This is a genomic window from Flavobacterium sp. 270 (genome assembly GCF_004368785.1).
GTDB lineage: Bacteria > Bacteroidota > Bacteroidia > Flavobacteriales > Flavobacteriaceae > Flavobacterium.
The window spans coordinates 506,594-528,512 of the sequence record NZ_SODM01000004.1 but is presented as its reverse complement, the minus strand read 5'-3'; the positions used below and the strand labels follow the sequence as shown (position 1 = coordinate 528,512).

Here is a 21,919-nt window from a genome sequence, read left to right as displayed (position 1 = left end):
TTTAAAAACTACAGTTATGAAACGATTTAATATTATCACGATTTTAATGCTATCCTTATTATGGATGGGATGTTCGGTTTCGAAAGATACGCCGCTGCCTGATGCTGCGCCTGAGACCTTTCGGGATCTTGCGGCCAAAGATTCTTCAAGTATAGGTTCAATTCCTTTGAAAAATTTTATCAAAGATGCAACACTTCAAAGTTTAATTGATTCTGCTTTGGTTGCCAATTATGATTTACAGCTTGCGCTGAAAAACATAGATGCCGCTGAAATACTGTTCAAACAATCAAAACTTGGAAATCTGCCTGAAGTCAGACTACAAGTTGCAGCAAATTCAAGCTGTCCTTCGGATAACAGTCTGAATGGATTGACACTTAAACAGTTTACCGGAAAATCACATATCGAAGATTACAATGCGAATCTGGGTGTTTTCTGGGAAGCCGATATCTGGGGGAAAATTCGCAGTCAAAAAGCGGGTGCCTTAGCGGCTTTTCTGCAAAGCGAAGAAGCGCGTAAAGCAGTTCAGACGCGTTTGGTTTCAGATATTTCACAAGGATATTACAATTTGCTGATGTTGGACTCACAACTAGAAATTGCTAAAAAGAATCTGCAGCTGAATGATCATACATTAAGAATTATAAAATTGCAGTTTGATGCCGGCCAGGTAACTTCCCTTGCTGTACAGCAACAAGAAGTACAGCAGTTAAACGCCGCAAAACTGATTCCGAGATTGGAACAATTTATAGCTATACAGGAGAACGCTTTAAGTGTTTTGATTGGAACTGCGCCAAAAGCGATTGACAGAAAGGCTCGTTTAGAAAACGTACAGATTCCTGAAGACCTGAATGCAGGTTTTCCATCGGCGATGCTGCAACACAGACCCGATATTAAAAATGCGGAATTAGCACTTCAGGGAGCCAATGCAGCTGTCGGAGTAGCCAAAGCAAATTTATATCCGTCTTTGGTTATTACAGCAAACGGCGGTATAAACTCCTTCAAAACCAGTAACTGGTTCAATGTTCCGGCTTCCTTATTTGGTATGGTTGCTGGAGGAATTACACAGCCTGTTTTTCAAAGAGGAAAATTAAAAAGCAGTTTTGAGATTGCTAAAATAGACCGTGAAAAAACAGTAATTGAGTTTCGTCAATCCGTATTAAAAGCCGTTGGTGAAGTATCAGATGAATTGACCAAAATCGAAAAGTTGAAAGAACAGTATCAGATAGCCGAAAAACGTGTTCAAACCACTCAGGAAGCTTCAAAAAATGCAAGCTTGTTGTTCGAAAGCGGTATGGCAAATTATCTGGAAGTAATAACAGCACAGGGTACTCTGCTTCAGGGTGAACTGGAATTGGCTTCTATAAAAACGGAACAGTTAAATGCTGTAGTCGGTTTATACCGCTCTCTGGGCGGCGGCTGGCAATAATTTACGATTTTAAATTTAGCGAAAACGAAATGTTTTAAATGCTAAAAACTTTTATTTACCATATAAGGGTTATCTGGATAGACAGCTGGTTTTACCAGATATGATTTAGATAGTCTTATATGGTTTATTTTTTTCTGCTCTTTTTGTGTGATCATTTCCAAAGATTCACTTTGAACTTTAACCGATATTTTTTGAACTTTTTAAGAATTAGGCGAGCCAAACAGGAAACTAATTTTGTCTTATTGCAAGCAAGGTTCTTTAATTGAGACAAATAGATGTATTTAATTGGAATTCAATAGTTAAAAAGGTACTCAGTATTCTTTGAAAACCAATTTAGAGATATAGAATAATTAATTAAAATTAAAAAAAATGAAAAAGACATTAATCATCATTACACATCCTGATATTGATAACTCAGTGATAAACAAAAAGTGGCTTGAGGAATTAGAAAAATTTCCGGATAAGTTTACTATTCATCAATTGCACAAAGTGTATCCTGATCAGAAGTTTGATATTTTAGCAGAGCAAAAGCTGGTAGAAGAACACGATCATATCATTTTTCAGTTCCCATATTATTGGTATTATGGTCCTGCATTATTAAAAAAATGGTTAGACGAAGTTCTTACACACGGCTGGGCTTATGGAAGTAAAAGTATTTTTGCGTTTAGAGCAAAGAAAGTGGCATTGGCTATTACATTAGGGTTAAAAGAAGAGCATTTACAACGAGGAACACCCTTAAAATTTAATCTTAAAGATTTAACCACTCCTTATGAAGCATTATTTGATTGGGTAAAAGCCGATTATCAGCCACTTTTTGCCTACTACGGAATGACCTTTGAGCCATCCGAAGAATGGGTTGAACGAAGCGTGCCATTATATCTTGATTTTCTGGATCGTTTTAATCCTGTAACACAGCAATAAAATCCTCTTTCATAATGGAATAATTTAATTTTTATTGATGGTCTTAGCGGAAAGTTTTTGGCCGGGACATGCACTAAAAATAATAAAAAAATAAACAATCATTTGAAAATCATTATATGTTACTAAAGTGAACATGACTTTAAACAATTATTTAATAGTGATGCTCCAAAAGACTTTTGATGTAATGTAAAAAAAACTGCCCTTCACTAATTATTGAGAAGGGCAGTTTTTTTTAAATTTGGATTAGAAGATCAAAATAAAATGACCTTATTTTTTTATGACGTAAAAGACATCTAGTCCAAAGTCATTTTTTATTGTGTAAAATTATCTGATTTATTTTCACAAACACTTATAAAGGCATCAAGAGCAGGCGAGGGCGGAACGTCTTTTCGATAAATTAATATTGTGGTCATAAGCCCAAGTTCAGCCGGAAGGGGAAATGTTTTAATGTTTCTGTTGCTATAAAATTTAGAAACGATGTCGAGTGGTAAAACGCTGAATCCAATACCAGATTCAATAAAATTTACAACTCCTTCAATTGAGTTCATGACCGTTTTATGGTATTGCGAAATTCCTTTGCTTACTAGCCATGAATCTAATCTAGCTCTGAATACACAACCCTGATCAAATACAATAGCTTTTAAAGGTCTCTTTTTCAAAAGCTCATTTGCATTTTTATAATTTGAAGGCACGACTAAAACAATTTGTTCGTCTTTTATTTTAATCTGCTCCAGTTCTGGTATATCCAATGGTGCTGGAACAAAAGCTGCATCTAATTTATAATTCATTACATCATTTATAAGATCAGCTCTCATGTCAGATTTTAACTGTAAATCAACATGCGGAAATTTCAAAGCAAGGTAATTGATGAGTTCAGGCCCTTTGATGGTCATCATTGTTTCAAGAGATCCTATTTTTACTTGTCCTTTTACAACATCGCTTTTACCAATAGAGCGTTTGGCTTCGTCGAGAAGATGATTCAGTTTCTTAGTGTAAAGCATCAGGATTTCTCCCGCAGGTGTCAGTTCTACTTTTCGATTGGACCGTGTAAATAGAACAGCTCCAAATTCTTCTTCGAGATTTTTTATGCGTGCCGTTACGTTAGACTGTACCGTAAACATCATTTCTGCTGCTTTTGTAAAACTGCCGTGCTGTGCCGCCGCTTCGAATAACTTTAGATCATTTAAATTCATGTATCATTATTTATGATTTATTAAATCATTATAAATCGTTTTGAGTGATCAAATATACGGCTTACTTTTGATAAAAAATAAATTATGAATCAAATTAATAAAATGAAAGTAGCAGCCTTTACAATAATGGCTCTCTTTTTAGTAAATTCAACAATGATGGCACAAGCAAAAACAAACAAAGCCGTAAATACTTCGGCTGCAGAAGTTCACAATCGTCAGATCAATATTGACGGACAGACTATTTTTTATCGTGAGGCTGGTCCAAAAGATGCACCAGTGATTTTATTACTGCATGGATACCCGACATCTTCCCACATGTTTCGCAATTTGATACCTATACTTAGTGAGAAGTATCACGTAATTGCTCCTGACCTGCCTGGTTTTGGTTTCAGCGACGCTCCTGACAGAACTAAATATGCCTACACATTCGATAATCTGACAAAAACGATGCAGTCTTTTATAGACAAAATACAACTTAAGAGATTTTCGATTTATGTTTTCGATTACGGTGCACCGGTAGGTTTTCGTCTGGCGCTTGCCAACCCTGAAAAAATAACAGGCATCATCTCTCAGAATGGAAATGCTTATGAAGAAGGACTTAGTACAATCTGGGATCCGATCCAAAAATACTGGCGTGATAATACAGAGGCTAACAGAAATACTCTTAGAGATACTTACACTATTGAAGGGACTAAATTTCAGTATTTTACAGGAGTTTCAGATGTGACTTTAATTGCACCGGAATCCTATACGCTCGATCAGCATTTTCTTGATCGTCCGGGGTCTGTTGAAATTCAGCTTGATCTTATAGGAGATTATAAATCAAATGTAGCATTGTATCCTAAATTTCAGGAATATTTTAGAACATACAAACCAAAACTTTTAGCGGTTTGGGGTAATAAAGATCCATTTTTCCTTCCAGCGGGTGCTAAAGCTTACAAAAAAGATATTCCTGACGCAACTGTAAAATTTTATGATACAGGTCATTTTGCTCTGGAAACTCATGTAAAGGAAATTGGAAGTGATATATTGGCATTTTTAGCAAATCTTCCCAAATAAATTAAATGTATATAAATTGGAAGTTATTGGCTTCAAATGAAGGTAGATAAAAAATGCAGGCGACAGCCTGCATTTTTTATTTCTTCCGATTTACAAAACGTTTGAATCTTCACTGTCAGAATTAAATAGGTTCAGAAGATTAAGATATAATGAAACGCTTCGTTCAATTTAATTGGTGGAGGATTTCTTGTTTTTTTCATAAGCATAAATTAGAGACTATTTAGTTTTTATCTTAAGAATTATAGCGTCAAAAAAACCGTTAATCTCTTTTCTTAAAACCGCCTTAGGGTTTGTGGTAAATTTGAAGGCAACTCCAAAAGCAATATGTTACGATTTTGCCATAGAAACTTTAAGTACTTTTATAAGAATTGAAAAATGCAGTAAAATAAAAAAAACCTGCAAATCTTAAGATTTGCAGGTTTTAAAATTTACCCATAAAAAAAGTCCTAATTATAAATTAGGACTTTTAAGTGGGGAGAGCAGGATTCGAACCTGCGAAGTTTTCACAGCAGATTTACAGTCTGCCCTCGTTGGCCGCTTGAGTATCTCCCCGTCTCTGGCCTAGCGCTTGTTGTTCTTAGCGGTGGCAAAGATAGCAACGTTTTCTAGATTTCCAAACAAAAATAAGACTTAATTTAAAGTTATTTTTAAGTTATTTTTTAATTCATTGGAATTGAATAAAATAAAAAAATCTCCACTAGGGAGATTTTTTATCTTATTTGTAAAAGTAGGATTATTTTGCTAATAATTCTACGATTTTTGCTTTCAATTCTGGTCCTCTTAAATCTTGAGCAACTACTTTTCCTGATGCATCAAGAATAAAAGTTGCCGGAATAGATTCAACACCGTATTGTTTTGCAATTGGCTCGTCCCAATATTTTAAGTTTGAAACGTGTGTCCATGTTAATCCATCTTTTGCGATAGCCTCTTTCCATGCACCAGCTTCTTTATCTAAAGAAACTCCAATAATATTTAAACCTTTTGCATGTAGTTCTTTATAAATTGCTACAACATTAGGATTTTCTTTTCTGCATGGTCCGCACCATGAAGCCCAAAAGTCAACGATAGTTACTTTACCTAAACTTTCTTTAAGTGAAACTACTTTTCCTTCTGGATTAGGAGCTGAAAAATCTGCTCTTCATTTAGCGCTGCCAACTGGAGGAGCTGTTGCACCAACTGCAGGCATTTTTGCTTGACCTAATTTTGTTTTGATTTCTTTTCCAGGAGTTGTGTTTTTCAAAGACTCGTCTAAAGAGTTGTATAAAGCTTCTCCTTTTTTAGCATCTGCACTTGGATCATTCAACATACTTTGGATGATCAAAACAGAAATATAAGATTTTGGGTGACCTTCAGCATAAGCTAAATATTTCTTTTTAGAGTTCTCTTGAACTTCTGTTTGAATAGTCATGTATTGTTTCATCAAACCATTGATAGTTGCAGTATCTTGAGCTTGTTGAGCTTGTTTCATTTTCTCAGTATTTTTTTTCTGAAAATCGATTAAGCTTTTTTGAGTTTTAGTAAGATCTTCGTTGAATTTTACATACTCGTCATTATTATAAGTACCAGAAATTTTAGATTTGTGGATGCTGTCTTTATCAATTGCAACAGTAATTTCTCCAGTTTCTAAGATAAAAGCTAATGGAGCGTTTGCACCTTGAAGGATTAAAGTATGGAAAGCTGGTTCTGTTACTTTTCCTTTTATTTCAAATTTTCCGTTTTCAACTTTCACTGTATCTAGTGCAACAGTCATTCTTGTAGCAGGATCTTGACCTTGTAAGATGATAGTTTTTCCGTTTTCAACTCCTGTTGCGGTACCTGTAATAAGATATTCTCCGTCTTTAACTTTGCTGCAAGAAATTATCGCTGCAGAAGCAATAAATAAAAAAAGTATTTTTTTCATTATAAAAAATTAATTAGTTAATTGATTTGTGCAACAAAAGTATCTAAAAATATAAAACATATAGAATTTTGTAACCTAAAATTTTGTTATAGTTTTTTGCTCTCTAAATGTCTTATAAACAGCTTGTTTGTTTGCTTAATTTGATTTAAAACTCTTAATTATATTGTTATTTAATTTTTAAATATACAATTTTCTGATATTTAAGCATAAAAAAAGCACCCTGATGTCAGAGTGCTTTTAATTGTATTTTGGTATAAATCTATTCTTGATTTGTTTTCTTTCTCCAAGTAAAAGAGTTCAAAATATGTCTCTTTGCAAATCTTCCAGGAGAATCAGCATTTACCATTTTCACGTAAGTAGCTTTAGGAACACTGATGTATTCGTAAACACTTCCGTTAGAAAAATCGATAATTAAACGACCTTCTACAAATTTATAATCTGTAATAGTACAAGTCGAAATCGTTTCAGTATATTCTGGTAAGTTAAGTTTAATCGTCTCAGGATTAATACTTACCAAGAAGTGGTAAGCTTCAATGATAGCTTTACTTTTTTCCTCTGCAGCTTTTAAACCAGCATCATCACCTTGAAACTTATCAGGATGAGATTCTTTCATCGCATTACGATAGATTGTTTTTAAATCTTTTAGCTCTGCTGTTTTTTCTACGTTTAGTAACTTGCGGTATTCAACTATTTTTTTCATAAATAAAAGGTAACTACTTGTCTATTAGTTTGAAATCGATATTAATTAGTTCAAATCGACAAATTTTTTGCAAAGGTACACTTTTTTTTAACTTTTTAGTTTTGAAGGAAAAAATATTTGAATTCTTTAGTTTTTTGTTTCAGGTTTAAAGTTTCAAGTTTAGTTAAACGCAAAGCGCGCTAAGTTTTTATTTAAGTGTAGTTTATAAAGTACAAAGTTCGCAAAGCTTTGTATTGATCCAGCTTTGCGAACTTAAATATAGTTAATACAATAAATCCAGTAAAGAAACATTGCGTTCTTTGCGTTTAAATATTTGTTGCGGATCTAAACTTGAAACTTTAAACCTGAAACAAAATAAATAAAATAAACAAAAAACTATTGTTCCGGCTTATAATTTGCCTTATCGAAGTTTTTAGATTTTTTTGGATATTTATCGTAGCTGATATCGCTTGGGTTTTCAATTATTGATTTAATAGTAATCCAATCACCTACAGCAAAGTTTGAGCTGGCTAATTTGTAATCTAAAAGATATTCGCCACAAAAATAATTGTTGTTTTCATCTTTTTCTATAATGCCGGTATAAACTCCTTTTTGCAGCATTTTTTCGTGTGAACCTTTAGACATGTCTTTTATTTTTAATATTAATATGGCAAAGTTACGCAATATATTGTTTGTTTAGGGAGTTCGGGACAATCTCAGTATATTTGCACATGCAGAAAAATTTTAAGCCACACCCTAATTCATTCAAAAATACATTTTGTATATTTAATGAAGTGCTGCCAAATGAAATTGAAGGTTTAAAGAAACAGTTTGAAAGTAAAGCCGGAAGTACGTATTATTATACAGAAGCCGGAATGTATCGCGTTTCGAATCATTGGGGAAGATTCGCAAACAGTAAATGGCGTCTTATAGCGCGTGAACCAGAAACAGAATCGAAAACAAAAATAGGTTTTGCGGCATGGAGCGAATTTCATCCTGATAATGCAGAAGAAAAGCTATATTATATTGAAGCTGATTACGATAAAAACACTGTAAATTATCAGCATAGAAATAATCCTTTATATGATAAAAAAGCAGTTTTGAGGACTAGTTTTGAAACTACAAAACGCATCAAACAAATTAGAAATCTGCAGCAATTAACTTCTTGGGCAAAATATTTTGATTATGAAGATATTGATGACTTAAGAAAACAGATCATAACGGAATTAATTTACACCGAGAAAACTTTAGAAGAAATTAAAAGAGAAATATAATGGGACGCAACAACGAAAGGAATATCAAAAAGCACAATGACAAATTGCACAAAGCCCAAAACAAGGTAAAACAGGCAGAAATTACACGTAAAGAGCAATTAAAAGAAATAATTAAAAAATACAACGAGAGTAAAGAACAATAAAAAGTTTCAGGTTTCAAGTTTCACGTTTTCGCGAACTTGAAACCTGAAACTTGAAACCTGAAACAAAAAAACAAAATATGAAATTCGAAGATTTAAAAGTAAGCGTGCAGGAAATTATCGATTTAATTGCTGCTAAAAACGATAGAGAAGCCAACAATAAATTACTTGAAGTAAACGAAACTTTAGATGAAATGCTGGATCATGCAGAAGAAGACGAAGATTTAAGAGAAATCAGCCGTTATCAGGTTTTGTTGAATCAGCTTCATGTAAAAATCAATGGAGAAGAGCAGGTTGATGGAGAGTAAAAAATGCTTTTGCGATACCGGTTTATGGTTTGAAAATTGCTGCGGATTGTATCTTCAAAATAATCAAAAAGCACCTTCTGCTTTGGCCTTAATGCGTTCTAGATATTCGGCGTATGCTGCACATAATGCCGATTATTTGATGGAAACAACTTATATTTCCGAAAGAAAATATTACTCAAAAGCAGAAATTTTAAAATGGGCAACCGCTAATAAATGGCAAAAACTAGAGATTTTAAGTTCGACTGAAACAACAGTAGAATTTAAAGCTTATTTTTTGGATGCCAATAATAAATCACAAACGCATTACGAATTTTCAACTTTTAAATTTGAAAATAATGCATGGTTTTATGTTGATGGAAAGTTTGAATAATTGTTATATTTAACAGTGTTAACCTTAGATTTTACTTCATAATTTTAACTAAAAATTAATAAACGTTTCTTTTTTCATAATTCTAAAATAGTGTAATTTTAGGATTATGAAAAACGAACTAAAAAAAGGTTTTTATTTTAAGACATACGAAGCTCCGTTTCAGTCTCCGTTTGAAAAACTTTTTGGCATTTTCAAAGAGCTGATCACCCATACTTCGGGCGATTTTGATGAAGCTATAGACTGGCTTCGGGAGTTGGACAAAGAATATAAACTGACCGACGAGAACTACACAATCGATGATTTTATCGAAGATTTAAAAAAGAAAGGTTACATAAAAGACGAAGCGAAAGACGATGGAACTTCTGGTTTTGCAATCACAGCTAAAACAGAACGTGCGATTCGACAGCAGGCTTTGGATCAGATTTTCGGAAATTTAAAACGTTCCGGAAATGGAAATCATAAAACTAAACATGCCGGAAATGGTGACGAACATACGGGCGAATTCCGCGAATTTAATTTTGGAGACGGTTTAGAAAGAATTTCCCTGACAGAAAGTTTACGAAATGCTCAAATCAACAACGGCGTTGAAAGTTTTATGCTTACCGAAAATGATTTGGTTGTTGAAGAAACGCAGTACAAAGCACAAATGAGTACGGTTTTGATGATCGACATCAGCCACAGTATGATTTTGTATGGAGAAGACAGAATCACGCCAGCCAAAAAAGTGGCAATGGCTTTAGCGGAATTAATCACAACGCGCTACCCAAAAGATACACTTGATATTTTGGTTTTTGGAAACGATGCTTGGACAATCCCAATAAAAGATTTACCGTATTTGCAAGTTGGTCCGTATCACACAAATACTGTTGCCGGTTTACAATTGGCAATGGATATTTTGCGTAGAAAACGAAATACCAACAAGCAGATTTTTATGATTACCGATGGAAAACCAAGCTGCGTGCGCGAACGCGACGGTTCTTATTATATGAACAGTAACGGCCTCGACGAATATATCGTAGATAAATGTTATACGCAGGCACAACAAGCCAGAAAACTCCATATTCCGATTACGACATTTATGATTGCAAACGATCCGTATTTACAGCGTTTTGTGAATCATTTTACAGAAGCCAATCAAGGAAAAGCGTTTTACACTGGGCTTAAAGGCTTAGGCGAAATGATTTTTGAGGATTATGAAACGAATAGGAAGAAAAGGATTAAATAAAGGTTCTAAGTTGCTAAGGTTCTAAGTAACTAAGGTTTTTTAGAAAAAGCAGCAAAGGCTCTGTAAATACGTACGACAGTATGTCTAACACGGCAAATAAATCCGCTAAATCTGCAAGATCTGCGTGAGAAAATAAAAATGACAAAGATTTCTGTAGAGACACACTGCAATGCGTCTAACTAACGATATATAAATCTGCGAGAACAAACAAAAAACACAATAAAAAAATACAAAAAGAAGTTAGAAGTATTTATTCTTCAATTTTTTAAATCAATAAAATGGAAATAAAAAATATAAAAACATTAGGCGAATTAGAAGCCGCTGGATATAAAACCAAATCTATCAAAGACGAATTACGCGAAAATCTTCGTGAGAAAATCAAAACGGGAAAACCTGTTTTTGAAGGCGTTCACGGATTTGAAAATACTGTAATTCCGGAATTAGAAAGAGCGATTTTATCTCGTCATAACATCAACTTATTGGGACTTCGCGGACAAGCAAAAACACGCTTGGCACGTAAAATGGTCGAATTACTTGACGAATATATTCCGTTTGTAACAGGTTCAGAAATCAATGACGATCCGTTTAATCCGATTTCGCGCTTTGCAAAAGATTTAATTGCAGAAATGGGATATCAAACTCCAATTTCATGGTTGCACAGAAGCGATCGTTTCTTCGAAAAACTGGCAACTCCAGATGTAACTGTAGCCGATTTAATTGGTGATGTTGACCCGATAAAAGCAGCGAATTTAAAATTATCATACGCAGACGACCGCGTAATTCATTTCGGAATGATCCCGAGAGCAAACCGTTGTATTTTCGTTATAAACGAATTACCCGATTTACAAGCCAGAATTCAGGTAGCATTGTTTAATATTTTGCAAGAAGGCGATATCCAGATTCGTGGATTTAAATTAAGAATGCCATTGGATATGCAGTTTATTTTTACAGCAAATCCGGAAGATTATACCAATAGAGGAAGTATTGTTACACCATTAAAAGACAGAATTGGTTCTCAGATTCTAACGCATTATCCGGAAACAATTGCAATTGCAAGAACTATTACAGAACAAGAAGCTAAACTTGATGAAAATCAAAGCGGATTGGTTTATGTACCGGAATTGGCAAGAGATATTTTAGAGCAAATAAGCTTTGAAGCGCGTGAAAGCGAATACATCGACAATAAAAGTGGTGTAAGTGCGAGAATGAGTATTACTGCTTTTGAGAACTTAATAAGTACAGCAGAACGTCGCGCGTTGATTTCTGGAACAGATAAAACCGTTTTGCGCTTATCAGATTTCATTGGAATTATTCCCGCAATTACCGGAAAAGTAGAATTGGTTTACGAAGGAGAGCAGGAGGGAGCCGATGCTGTTGCGCAAAGTTTAATTGGGTCTGCCATAAAAACGTTATTTGCAACGCATTTTCCTAAAATAGAAAAACTGGAAAAACCAGACGAAAAAACGCCATACTCTGATATTGTAGATTGGTTTTTCGCAGAAAGTGGTTTTGAATTATTAGACGATGCTTCGGATAAAGAATACAAAGAAATATTAGACGAAGTTAGTCCGTTGCATGATTTACTTAAGAAATACCAGCCTAATTTAGCCAAAGAAGATGTTTACTTTATGAAAGAATTCGTGCTTTGGGCGTTAGTAGAATACAAAAAACTAAGCAAAGACCGATTTGCACAAGGCAGTCAGTTTAGAGATATTTACGGAAGTTATATAAGTAAATTCTAGTTTTAAAATACAGTTTTAAAAAATCCGATAAGCGTTTACGTCTATCGGATTTTTTGTTTTTAAATGTTAAAATTTATTTTTCTATCATTTTATTTGATATATCAATTATATTTGTATCAAATAAAAATGGAATGAAACTTAAAAACCCAACAGGAACAGTCCTTTATTCGATTGAACATACTATTAAAGAATATCGAAAAATTGCACAAAAGAACATTTCTAAGGCTGTAAAAGATATTACTGTAGATCAGTGTTTGATATTAATGATACTAAATGATGATTCAAAAATTTCTCAAAACGAATTGGCAAGCTTAATTTTTAAAGATAATGCCTCGATTACAAGAATGATCGAATTGATGGTAAAGAAAGATTATTTAATCAGGACCATTCATCAGGAAGACAGAAGAAAATTTAATATTGAATTGACTGAAAAAGGTAAAGAAACGATTCAAATAATACAGCCAATTGTTCAAATAAACAGAGAAACGGCATTAGACGGTTTTTCATTAGAAGAGTTGCAATTGCTTGATAAAATGCTCAACAAAATAATTACAAATTGTAAAAAATAAATCATGAAACAAAGATTAAGTTTGCTGCTTTTATTTATCACTTCTATAAGTTTTGCACAAAAAGAACTGATTGAAAAATTAGAGAATTATATGAATGCTGAAGCGACAATTAACAATTTTGGAGGCACAGTATTAATAACGAAAAAAGATTCTGTACTACTTAAAAAAAACTATGGCCTGGCCGATTACGAATGGCAGGTAAAAAATACAATAGACACTAAATTTAGTTTGGCCTCTGTTACGAAACAATTTACTGCGACAGCCATTTTACAATTAGAAGAAAATAAAAAACTTTCGCTTGACGATAAGCTCTCCCATTATTTTCCTGATTTCCCCAATGGAGAAAAAATTACGCTCAGAATGTTGTTAACTCACAATTCTGGCTTAGATATGGATTATGATGAATTGTACAGATCAAAAACAACGCTGGACGAAAACAGTGTTTATAACTACATCAAACAAAAACCTTTTTTGTTTGAGCCAGGAACAAACACGGCTTATAGCAATATTGGTTATTATTTGTTGGCCCGAATAATAGAAAAATTATCAAATGAATCTTATGCTATTTATCTGAAAAAGAACATTTTTGATAAAGCTGGAATGAAAAACACAGGAATTTCTTCAAATGATTCTATCGTTCAGAAATTGGCTAAAACGTATTATTTTAAAGACCACAAACTAATTAAAAATCCTTATATCAACTGGAATTTTAATATTGGTCATGATGGTATTTATTCTACAGTTGAAGATTTGTATTTATGGAATAAAGCGCTTTTTGATAGCAATATTATATTGTCTGAAACTTCAAAAAAGAAAATGTTTACTTCTTATAATAAAGAAAATTTTGGGTTAGGATTTATGATCAATCCGTTCTACAATCATGGTCATGAGCTAATTGCACACGATGGCGGTTTTTATGGAACAGTAACTTCTTTTAATAAATTTACAAAAGATGATATTTTTATAACTGTTTTGTCAAACAATCAATCGCCGTCTCACTTTATTGCATACGGTCTTGCAGGAATTTGTTTTGGTAAAGAAGTCGAAATTCCCTACCAGCATCATCAAATAAAAATAGATACTGTTGTTTATGATCAATATATTGGCGAATATGAAAGCATTCAAATTTTAAAAAAAGACAACAAACTTTATTATAAAGATTTTGATATAGAATTATTTCCAGAATCTAAAACTAAATTTTTCCGTTCTGATGATAATGGCAGAACAGTTGAATTTATTCAAAATAAAAAAGGAAAAACAATTCAAATAATAATTACAAAAGCAGGAGTAAAAGAAACCAAAAATAAAACGAAATAACGCAATAAACCTTATTTTTGCAATCAAATTTAATGCTATGTTATTTCTTGTTCTCAGTATATTTTGCAGTGTAATTGTGGGTGTAATTTTCAAAATAACCCGTCGTTACAATGCCAATCCAAGTCAAATTGTTGCCTTCAATTATATATTTGCGTTGTTGCTTTGTTTCTTGACATTCAGTCCGGATTTAAGCGAAGTAAACGCAGCTTCCCCGTGGAATATTTATTTTGCTGTCGGGATTTTACTTCCTGTTGTTTTTCTCTTTTTAGCAGCTTCAATTAAAAATATGGGAATTGTAAAAACAGATGCTGCACAGCGTTTGTCATTATTCATTCCGATTTTGGCAGCTTGGTTTATTTTTAAAGAAGAATTCAATACTTATAAAGTAATCGGACTCATAATTGGCTTTTTTGCACTTTTATTGATCTTAAGTAAACCATCTGAAAACACGCAGAATAAATGGATTTATCCTGCGGTAGTTTTAGTAGGTTTCGGATTAATCGATATTCTTTTCAAACAAATTGCCCTTTTTACAACACTTCCTTATACCACTTCTTTATTTGTGGTATTTGCGATTTCTTTATTCTTCGCAATACTAATTGTGATTTACGAAACCGCCTTTAAAAAAGTAAAATTCGAATCTAAAAATATTCTTTTCGGAGGTTTAGTCGGAATCTTTAATTTCGGAAACATTCTGTTTTATTTAAAAGCCCACAAAGCATTCGCAGAAAATCCTTCAACCGTTTTTGCGGGAATGAACATGGGAGTTATTATTCTCGGAAGTCTTGTTGGACTGTTTTTCTTTAAAGAAAAATTATCCAAAATGAATTTTTCAGGACTACTTTTAGCTTTAATTGCTATCGTTTTTATCGTTTATTCGCAATTGTAGTATTTTTTTTAACTATCTAAAACCTTAGTTTACAGTTCGTTTTGTGTTAAGATTTAAATATCGTAAAAATTAACTCTACTAATTCTATAGAATTTATAAATATTATTTGTACGTTTGCAATAACAATGAAAGACTATAGCCGAAATATGATGACGTTTTTTACTTGCAGCCTTGCGATGTGCTGCATGATGAATCACGTTTTGAAATGGCGTTAATAGAGAAAGTACTTGTTAGTTATTTTTTTTTTAGCCTTTCATTGCACCATGAAAGGCTTTTTTTTTAAACCCTAAAAAATCGAAATATGAGACCTAACCGAATTACAAACAGCAATATGCGATGTTGTCTTATTAAAATTCCATGTTGTATGCATGGAAAAATGATCAAGGTAAATTTCGCAGCGGCGATGTAAATTAAAAATAAACCCAAAACTAAAAACATATAATATGAGTGCAGAAATAATTAAACAGAACCCCTTTCAATCCATGATTGATCGTTTTAATATAGCAGCAGATATTCTTAAACTTGATGAGTCTATCAGACAGAAACTGCAAAGACCCGAAAAACAAATTGTTGTTAATTTCTCCATTACGTTAGACAACGGAAATGTTGAGAATTTTGAAGGTTATCGTGTTATTCACAATACAGCTTTAGGCCCGTCAAAAGGTGGAATTCGTTACGATACCGCCGTAAACTTAGACGAAGTAAAAGCTTTGGCAGCATGGATGACCTGGAAATCTGCCGTAACAGGAATTCCGTTTGGAGGCGCAAAAGGCGGAATTATTTGCGATCCGAGAAAACATTCTAAAACAGAATTAGAAAAAATAACCAGAGCTTACACCAAAGCATTATCCGATATTTTTGGACCAGAAAAAGACGTTCCGGCACCAGACATGGGAACAGGTCCGGACGAAATGGGCTGGCTGATGGATGAATTTTCTTTGGTACACGGAAAACCCATTCACGGCGTTGTAACCGGAAAACATTTGCATTCTGGAGGTTCTTTGGGCAGAGTAGAAGCAACAGGAAGAGGCGTAAGTATTATTAGTCTTTTGGCGCTTCAAAAACTAAAATTGAGACCGGCAAGATCTACCGCAGCGATTCAAGGATTTGGAAATGTTGGTTTGCATTCGGCTTTGTTTTTATATGAAAAAGGATTAAAAATTGTAGCGGTAAGTGATGTTTCAGAAGCATTTTATAATCCGGATGGATTGAATATTCCAGAATTAATTTTGTATTATAATTTGAATAATAAATCGATAAAAGGATATCCGAATTCAGTTGCCATAAAACACGAAGATTTATTGCTTTTAGAAGTTGATGTATTGATTCCTGCGGCAAAAGAAGACGTTATTACGAAACAAAATGCAGGCGATATCCGCGCTAAAATTATTGTAGAAGGCGCAAACGGCCCGGTTTCTTCTGATGCCGATACCATTCTTCACGAAAAAAATATATTAGTTGTTCCTGATATTTTAGCCAATGCCGGAGGCGTTACCGTTTCTTATTTTGAATGGCTTCAAAATTCCCTTTTGGAGTCCTGGAGAATCCACCAGATCAATACCCGTTTGGAGGATATTTTAGAAAAAGGTTTTGATACTGTTTTTAGAGTTGCAGTAAAACATAACGTAACGCCGCGCATTGCTGCTTATATTATTGCTTTGAAAAAAGTAGCAGAAACACAATCTGTAAAAGAAGTGGCGGTTGATGCGCCAAAGTTTAAACAAAATTAAAAATTGGTTTTAGTTAGTTAGAGAGATTGTTTTCATTGATTAATATCGTTTAAATACTTTATTAATTAATGAAAACGTCTTTTTGATTTCAGTTAAAACGAGTTATTGTTGAATTTTTTAAGAATGAAAAAGTAATTTTTTAAAGATGAAAAATATAAATTTTCTTGCCTTTGCAATGCCGGCATTTTTTCTCTTTTTATTTATTGAATATAAAATCGCGCAGCGAAGAAAAAAGCCAGAGATTTTTAACTACGAAAGTTCCGTTTCCAATATCAGTATCGGGATTGCCGAGCGGTTAATTAACCTCTTTATTGCAGCAAGTTTTTATCAGTTGTATTATTTGATTTATGATGATTACCGAATTTTTGACATTCCGAAAAATGCTTTTATTTGGTTTGCATTAATTCTCGCAACCGATTTTGTCTGGTATTGGTACCATCGTTTAGGACACGAAGTCAATTTTTTCTGGGCAGCGCATATTGTGCATCATCACAGCGAAGAATTTAATTTTACCGCAGCAGCGCGAATTACTACTTTTCAGGCAATTGTGCGTACCGGATTTTGGTGTGTGCTGCCGTTTATAGGTTTTCATCCTACAATGGTAATTACCATGCTGATTGTGCACGGCGCTTATTCTTTTTTTACCCATACACAGCTCATCGGTAAAATAAAATGGCTGGAATATGTTTTCGTAACACCTTCTGTTCACGGCATTCATCACGCTTCTGACGAAAAATATCTCGACAAAAATTACGGAGATATGTTTACGTTTTGGGATCGGCTTTTTGACACTTTCCAAACCGAAGAAGAAAAACCAAAATATGGATTAACGCATCCGCTGAAAAGCTATAGTTTTCTTTGGCAGCATTTTCATTATTACTTCGAAATTTACGAATTAATGAAACGTTCAAATGGTTTTAAAGAAAAATGGAAAGCCGTTTTCGGAAGTCCCGCACACATGGATCAGGATATTCGTCCGATTTTAGAAAAACGTTTTCTACAGGATAAAGCCTGTCCGAATCAAAGGCTTCGGTTTAAAAATTACCTTTATATTCAGTTGGGAATCTGCGTTTTATTCTTAACTGTTTTTACTTATTATTTTGATTATTTAGAACTGTACGATAAGGTTTTTATGCTTGCTTTTATATTGATAACTCTAATTAATTGCGGTGCTTTATTAGAACAACGCAAATGGATTTATTATCTGGAATACGCCCGCATTTTTATAATCACAACTTATTTTCTTTATGAAGAAGACTTGATTATATTTTTGTTTGTACCAATTGCGGTTATGATTTTTGCGGAGCAATTGTTTTCACTTAGTAAAAGATATCAAAATGTAGTTTTGCAGTTGGAAACTTCTGAATAATTGTTTCACGCAGATTTTAAAAGATTTAAGCAGATGAAATGGATTTTTATTATAATCAGCGTTAATCAGCTTCAATCTTTTAAAATCTGCGTGAAATAAAAAATCAAATCGTCTTAATCGCCATAATCTTCTCCTCAAAAGTATCTTTAAAATCAGACTTGCTCTTAATTCTGGTTTTATACGTATAAATTGTAGCCACAGAAAGTTCCAGAAATTCTGCCATTTGGCTGCTGTCCTGAATTCCTAATCGGTACAAAGCAAAAATGCGGAGTTCCGTATTTAAAAGTTCACCTTTTTTGACAATGCATTTATGATCGTTTGGAAATAAATGATTAAAATCCGTTACAAAAGTCGGGAACAATTTCAGGAAGATTTCATCAAATTGGTGAAATAGATTTTCGCGTTCTTCCTTCACATTATAGCGTTTTAAACTCGCAATAACTTCATCTGTTTTTTTGGTGATGATTTTATGAAGCGTACTTTTTTGAATATGATCTATTTTATTGATGAAAGCCGAAGTTGCTTTGATAAAATACGTAATATATTCCTCTTTAATAGCATTTGCCTCGCTCAGGCTAATATTCATTTCCTGCAATTGACTATAAGACGAAGCCATTATTTTTCGCGCTTTGTTTCTTTCTTTCAGTTGTTTAAAAATAATAATCGAAAACAAAACAATAATCAAAGTCAGAATTGTAAGCAGAATAATAATTCTTTCCAGTTTATCATTTTTCTCTTTTACATTATTTAGCTGTGCTTTTTCGATAATGGGTAATATCGACGAAATTTCAATTTTGCGATGTCTGGCATTGTAAAAAGTCGCATCATCCATTGCGATATTGATGTATTCGTTTGCTTTATCTAAATAACCCAATTTAAAAAGTTCATTGGCTAAATTTCGAAGCGCAACCGTTTCTTTAGTCGCATTTTTAACATCGGCAATAGCGGCGAGAGCGAGATATTCAACCGCTTTTTTGGTGTAACCGCGTTCCGAATAAATATAGCCAAGACTAGAAGTTGCAATTCCGTAATAATCTGGGGGTAAATTATAATTGTTAATCCAATAACTAAACGCAAATTCGGCACCGCGCCAGTCTTGCTGTTTCAATCTTTTAAGACTTTCTGCCGCCCAATATTCATTAGTATTTGTTCCGATTAATTCTAAAGCTTTTTTTAGAAAATGATTTCCCTGTTGTACATAATGAATATTAAAACGCTGATCGCGGTTATAATCAGCCAGATCATAATACGCACGGGCTTTGATATTATAATATTCAAATTTGTTTTTAATATCCAGTTTTTGATCATCTACAACATTCAAAGTATCAATAGCTTCTTTAAATAATCCTGACGAAAGCAAAACAAAACCTTCTTTGATTCGGCTTTTAGCCAGATATTTTGGGTCTTTTAGGATTTTGGCTTTCACTTTGGCTTCTTCCAGATAATAATAAGCAGAATCGTATTTGAATGATTTGTATTCATCAAACAAATTCATATAACAATTATAGAGTTCTTCGTTGTTTTGACTCAGGGTAAATTTGGAAACATTTTTTTTAAGCGCTTCAATTTTTCGATATTTCTGTTTCAGGTATATTTCTTTTTTCAGAAGTACCTGATCTAATTCTTCAAGAACAGGATTGGTCTCTTTCGCAGCGAGAGAAAAACCTGAAATCAAGAAAAGCAGCATCAATATTCTTTGCATGATTTTGTTTTGGTTTAGGTAAAAAATGGTTTTAGATATAGTTGAGTTAATACGTTCTTAAATAAAAATATATTGGAGTAAGTGAAATTACGAATTTTTAGAATTTGGAAATTTATTTTTAAAACATCACTTAGAAAAGGGTTTTGCAGTGTAAAAGCGTTTCTAAATGTTAAATGTAGTTTAATAATTTGCAATTATACAATAAAAAGCAATTATATATATGCATAGTGAAAAAAATATAGGCTTTAATTTAGATATTGTCATAAATACCATTAAATATATGTCATATTTTATCTAAACAAAGTCTTGATTTTTACATTTTTTCAAATTCTTTAAAATATTGATTATTAGGTTTTTAAGTTTTTAAAAGCTTGATTTTTATCTTGATTTTTCTCAGATATTTTTTTTAAGATTTATTTAACTTATAGTTTCGCTTTGTCCTTTATGGGATAAAAAAACTAACAATCAAACCACAAATTTATGAAATGTAAAAGTATTTATTGGTTGGCTGTTGTTATGAGTTTATCGGCCATTGGCTGTGACAATACTGACGACGGAAGCCACGTTGATCCGATTACCATTTATGAGAAAGTAAACGGAAATTGGGGATTAACAAATCTGAAAATGGTTGATGAAGCTGCGAAAGCAAATAAAGTCGAACCAAACGAAGAGAACTTGAGTACCTATTTTAATTACGAGGATTTTAAAATCAACTTCAGCGTAGACGAAAAAAATAGTCCGACAAGTTATGAGGTAACTGGAAATGTACCTCCGTTATTTGCTCCAAAAGGGTATTGGGCATTAAGCTCAGACTTTCAGCCTACAAACGCAAGTGCAGTAAAAATCTATTTGTACAGCGACGCTCAAAAAACTCAAAAAACAGACGAACTTCAGGTTATTTCGGTTCCGGGTAAAAACGATGAAATGCAGCTTCAGTTAGTGCGTTCTTCGGGCGGAGTTCCGTTTGTGTCTTACGTATTCAAATTAAATGCTATTAATTAAAAAGTAATATGAAAAAGTTTATATATACAATTCTATTTGCCTTGTTAATGGCTCCTAATTTTATACAGGCACAAGAAGCTGCGGGAGCTGTAGGACCAATGTCGTCTTTTCCTGTAGTGTACAAATACGATGAAAAAGTAACCTGGTATTTTGATATGTCGGCAAGCACATTTGCAGAAAACGAAGATCTTTATATCTGGATTTGGTCGCCATCTGAACCAGATGCAGGCAACTGGGAAAACTCTTCAGATTTTGCAAAACTGAAATATGAAGGCAATAAAATGTGGAGTTTTACTTTGACTCCAACAGTTTATTTTTCTAAAACTCCGGCTGAAATTGCAGCAAGTGCAGGATTTTGGTTTCGTTTGAAAAACAAAAACGGATCAAAACAAAGTGATGTTGCCAATATTGCTTACACTGATTTTTCTTCATTTTATACTGCAAACGAGTTAATCAGATCGTATCCAACAAAACCAACAATCGATAAACCGGTTAGTATTTTATTCAATTCTAATCTTAAAGACGGTTTTGCAGGCGTACCAAGTGTGCATTTTCATAGCGGATTAAACAATTGGGCCGTTTTACAGGAATATCAGGCTTGGCTTCCGGATGTTTCTGAAAAAACAAAATTGAAAGATCTTGGAAATGGTTTTTATAGAATGGATTTGATTCCGCAGGAATATTATAAAACAGAGCCAGGTTTTGTTATGGAGAATATTACTTTTCTAATGGTTGCAAAAGACTGGACAACCAATTCTGGAGACCAGATTATTTACGCTGGCGAATTTGTACCGCCACCGCCACCGGTTTTTACTTTTTTCCCTTCCATAATAAGTCAAAAAGACTTTTTAGGAATGTCTAGAAAAAATAACGAAGCAGGGGTAAACAAACTGCTTTACACCATTACAGCGGGCACTAAAACATTTTCTGGTGAGTTTGCCGGAGGAACAGCAGAAATAAAAGGATTTGTCAATTTAGTTTCAGAATTAAAAGGAGTTCCGAATTTGAGTGAAATTCATGTTTTGGTAAAAGACAACAAAGACAAAACGATTTCAGACACTTCGATTCCTCTTAAAACTTTAGACAAATAATTCACTATCAAATTAA

The 21,919-nt window shown here is 33.3% G+C and carries 21 protein-coding genes, 1 tRNA gene and 1 pseudogene; 16 read left to right on the top strand and 7 right to left on the bottom strand.

The genetic code is table 11. From position 1 onward, the window contains the following. The first annotated feature begins 16 nt into the window (after positions 1-16). Together EV144_RS16835 and EV144_RS16830 are read left to right on the top strand one after the other, a co-directional pair. A complete protein-coding gene (locus EV144_RS16835; RefSeq protein ID WP_134150329.1) occupies positions 17-1,423 on the top strand; it encodes a TolC family protein in 1,407 nt (468 codons plus the stop codon). A 369-nt stretch (positions 1,424-1,792) separates the two neighbouring features. Further along, positions 1,793-2,344 carry an NAD(P)H-dependent oxidoreductase gene (locus tag EV144_RS16830; protein WP_134150328.1) on the top strand — a complete coding sequence of 184 codons (552 nt, stop codon included), beginning with the start codon at positions 1,793-1,795 and terminating at the stop codon, positions 2,342-2,344. 311 nt (positions 2,345-2,655) lie between these two features. On the opposite strand, the gene EV144_RS16825 is transcribed toward EV144_RS16830, so the two are convergent. Beyond that, positions 2,656-3,537: a LysR family transcriptional regulator gene (locus EV144_RS16825; RefSeq protein ID WP_134150327.1), complete on the bottom strand. Its 882-nt coding sequence runs from the start codon at positions 3,535-3,537 to the stop codon at positions 2,656-2,658. Positions 3,538-3,621: 84 nt separating this feature from the next. Here EV144_RS16825 and EV144_RS16820 point away from each other — a divergent pair, with 84 nt between their 5' ends. After that, the gene (locus EV144_RS16820; protein ID WP_166670593.1) at positions 3,622-4,596 is read left to right on the top strand and encodes an alpha/beta fold hydrolase; all 975 of its coding nucleotides are present in this window, start codon (positions 3,622-3,624) and stop codon (positions 4,594-4,596) included. A gap of 471 nt (positions 4,597-5,067) precedes the next feature. Here the strand turns inward: EV144_RS16820 and EV144_RS16815 are convergent. From EV144_RS16815 to EV144_RS16795, 5 genes and pseudogenes are all read right to left on the bottom strand, one after another. Beyond that, positions 5,068-5,148, bottom strand: a tRNA-Tyr gene (locus tag EV144_RS16815). Positions 5,149-5,329: 181 nt separating this feature from the next. Continuing rightward, positions 5,330-5,716 (bottom strand): annotated as a pseudogene (locus tag EV144_RS16810) (peroxiredoxin family protein); the annotation flags it as partial. An 18-nt stretch (positions 5,717-5,734) separates the two neighbouring features. Further along, a complete protein-coding gene (locus EV144_RS16805; RefSeq protein ID WP_134150326.1) occupies positions 5,735-6,496 on the bottom strand; it encodes a DUF4369 domain-containing protein in 762 nt (253 codons plus the stop codon). 259 nt (positions 6,497-6,755) lie between these two features. After that, positions 6,756-7,196, bottom strand: coding sequence for a KTSC domain-containing protein (locus tag EV144_RS16800; protein ID WP_134150325.1), 441 nt, complete (start codon positions 7,194-7,196; stop codon positions 6,756-6,758). Between the two features lie 375 nt (positions 7,197-7,571). Further along, positions 7,572-7,820: a hypothetical protein gene (locus tag EV144_RS16795; RefSeq protein WP_134150324.1), complete on the bottom strand. Its 249-nt coding sequence runs from the start codon at positions 7,818-7,820 to the stop codon at positions 7,572-7,574. Between the two features lie 86 nt (positions 7,821-7,906). Between EV144_RS16795 and EV144_RS24210 the strand changes: the two genes are divergently transcribed. The 11 genes from EV144_RS24210 to EV144_RS16745 all read left to right on the top strand — a co-directional run bounded on the left by EV144_RS24210 (position 7,907) and on the right by EV144_RS16745 (position 18,108). Next, a complete protein-coding gene (locus EV144_RS24210) occupies positions 7,907-8,449 on the top strand; it encodes a hypothetical protein (RefSeq protein WP_166670592.1) in 543 nt (180 codons plus the stop codon). Continuing rightward, the gene (locus tag EV144_RS24205; protein WP_166670591.1) at positions 8,449-8,592 is read left to right on the top strand and encodes a hypothetical protein; all 144 of its coding nucleotides are present in this window, start codon (positions 8,449-8,451) and stop codon (positions 8,590-8,592) included. The genes EV144_RS24210 and EV144_RS24205 overlap by 1 nt, the downstream gene beginning before the upstream one ends. Before the next feature lie 77 nt (positions 8,593-8,669). Further along, positions 8,670-8,897 carry a hypothetical protein gene (locus tag EV144_RS16785; protein WP_055091558.1) on the top strand — a complete coding sequence of 76 codons (228 nt, stop codon included), beginning with the start codon at positions 8,670-8,672 and terminating at the stop codon, positions 8,895-8,897. Then, complete coding sequence (locus EV144_RS16780) at positions 8,869-9,267, top strand: YchJ family protein (protein ID WP_243854694.1); 399 nt, start codon at positions 8,869-8,871, stop codon at positions 9,265-9,267. Before EV144_RS16785 ends, EV144_RS16780 begins: the two co-directional genes overlap by 29 nt. Positions 9,268-9,373: 106 nt before the next feature. After that, positions 9,374-10,492 (top strand): vWA domain-containing protein, encoded by a 1,119-nt coding sequence (locus EV144_RS16775; protein WP_134150323.1) that lies wholly within the window; start codon positions 9,374-9,376, stop codon positions 10,490-10,492. A gap of 278 nt (positions 10,493-10,770) precedes the next feature. After that, positions 10,771-12,234 carry an AAA family ATPase gene (locus EV144_RS16770; protein ID WP_134150322.1) on the top strand — a complete coding sequence of 488 codons (1,464 nt, stop codon included), beginning with the start codon at positions 10,771-10,773 and terminating at the stop codon, positions 12,232-12,234. A gap of 131 nt (positions 12,235-12,365) precedes the next feature. Next, a complete protein-coding gene (locus EV144_RS16765; RefSeq protein ID WP_134150321.1) occupies positions 12,366-12,803 on the top strand; it encodes a MarR family winged helix-turn-helix transcriptional regulator in 438 nt (145 codons plus the stop codon). Positions 12,804-12,806: 3 nt separating this feature from the next. Then, entirely contained in the window at positions 12,807-14,120 is a 1,314-nt protein-coding gene (locus EV144_RS16760; protein WP_134150320.1) for a serine hydrolase domain-containing protein, read from the top strand. 37 nt (positions 14,121-14,157) lie between these two features. Continuing rightward, a complete protein-coding gene (locus tag EV144_RS16755) occupies positions 14,158-15,009 on the top strand; it encodes an EamA family transporter (protein WP_134150319.1) in 852 nt (283 codons plus the stop codon). A 443-nt stretch (positions 15,010-15,452) separates the two neighbouring features. Further along, complete coding sequence (locus EV144_RS16750; protein ID WP_243854693.1) at positions 15,453-16,739, top strand: Glu/Leu/Phe/Val family dehydrogenase; 1,287 nt, start codon at positions 15,453-15,455, stop codon at positions 16,737-16,739. Between the two features lie 145 nt (positions 16,740-16,884). Beyond that, positions 16,885-18,108 carry a sterol desaturase family protein gene (locus EV144_RS16745; protein ID WP_134150318.1) on the top strand — a complete coding sequence of 408 codons (1,224 nt, stop codon included), beginning with the start codon at positions 16,885-16,887 and terminating at the stop codon, positions 18,106-18,108. 103 nt (positions 18,109-18,211) lie between these two features. Here the strand turns inward: EV144_RS16745 and EV144_RS16740 are convergent, their stop codons facing one another. Then, a complete protein-coding gene (locus tag EV144_RS16740) occupies positions 18,212-19,810 on the bottom strand; it encodes a DUF6377 domain-containing protein (RefSeq protein ID WP_134150317.1) in 1,599 nt (532 codons plus the stop codon). Between the two features lie 480 nt (positions 19,811-20,290). Here EV144_RS16740 and EV144_RS16735 point away from each other — a divergent pair, with 480 nt between their 5' ends. Next, complete coding sequence (locus EV144_RS16735; RefSeq protein WP_134150316.1) at positions 20,291-20,812, top strand: DUF5004 domain-containing protein; 522 nt, start codon at positions 20,291-20,293, stop codon at positions 20,810-20,812. 8 nt (positions 20,813-20,820) lie between these two features. Continuing rightward, positions 20,821-21,903, top strand: coding sequence for a hypothetical protein (locus EV144_RS16730; protein ID WP_134150315.1), 1,083 nt, complete (start codon positions 20,821-20,823; stop codon positions 21,901-21,903). The last annotated feature ends 16 nt before the right edge of the window (positions 21,904-21,919 follow it).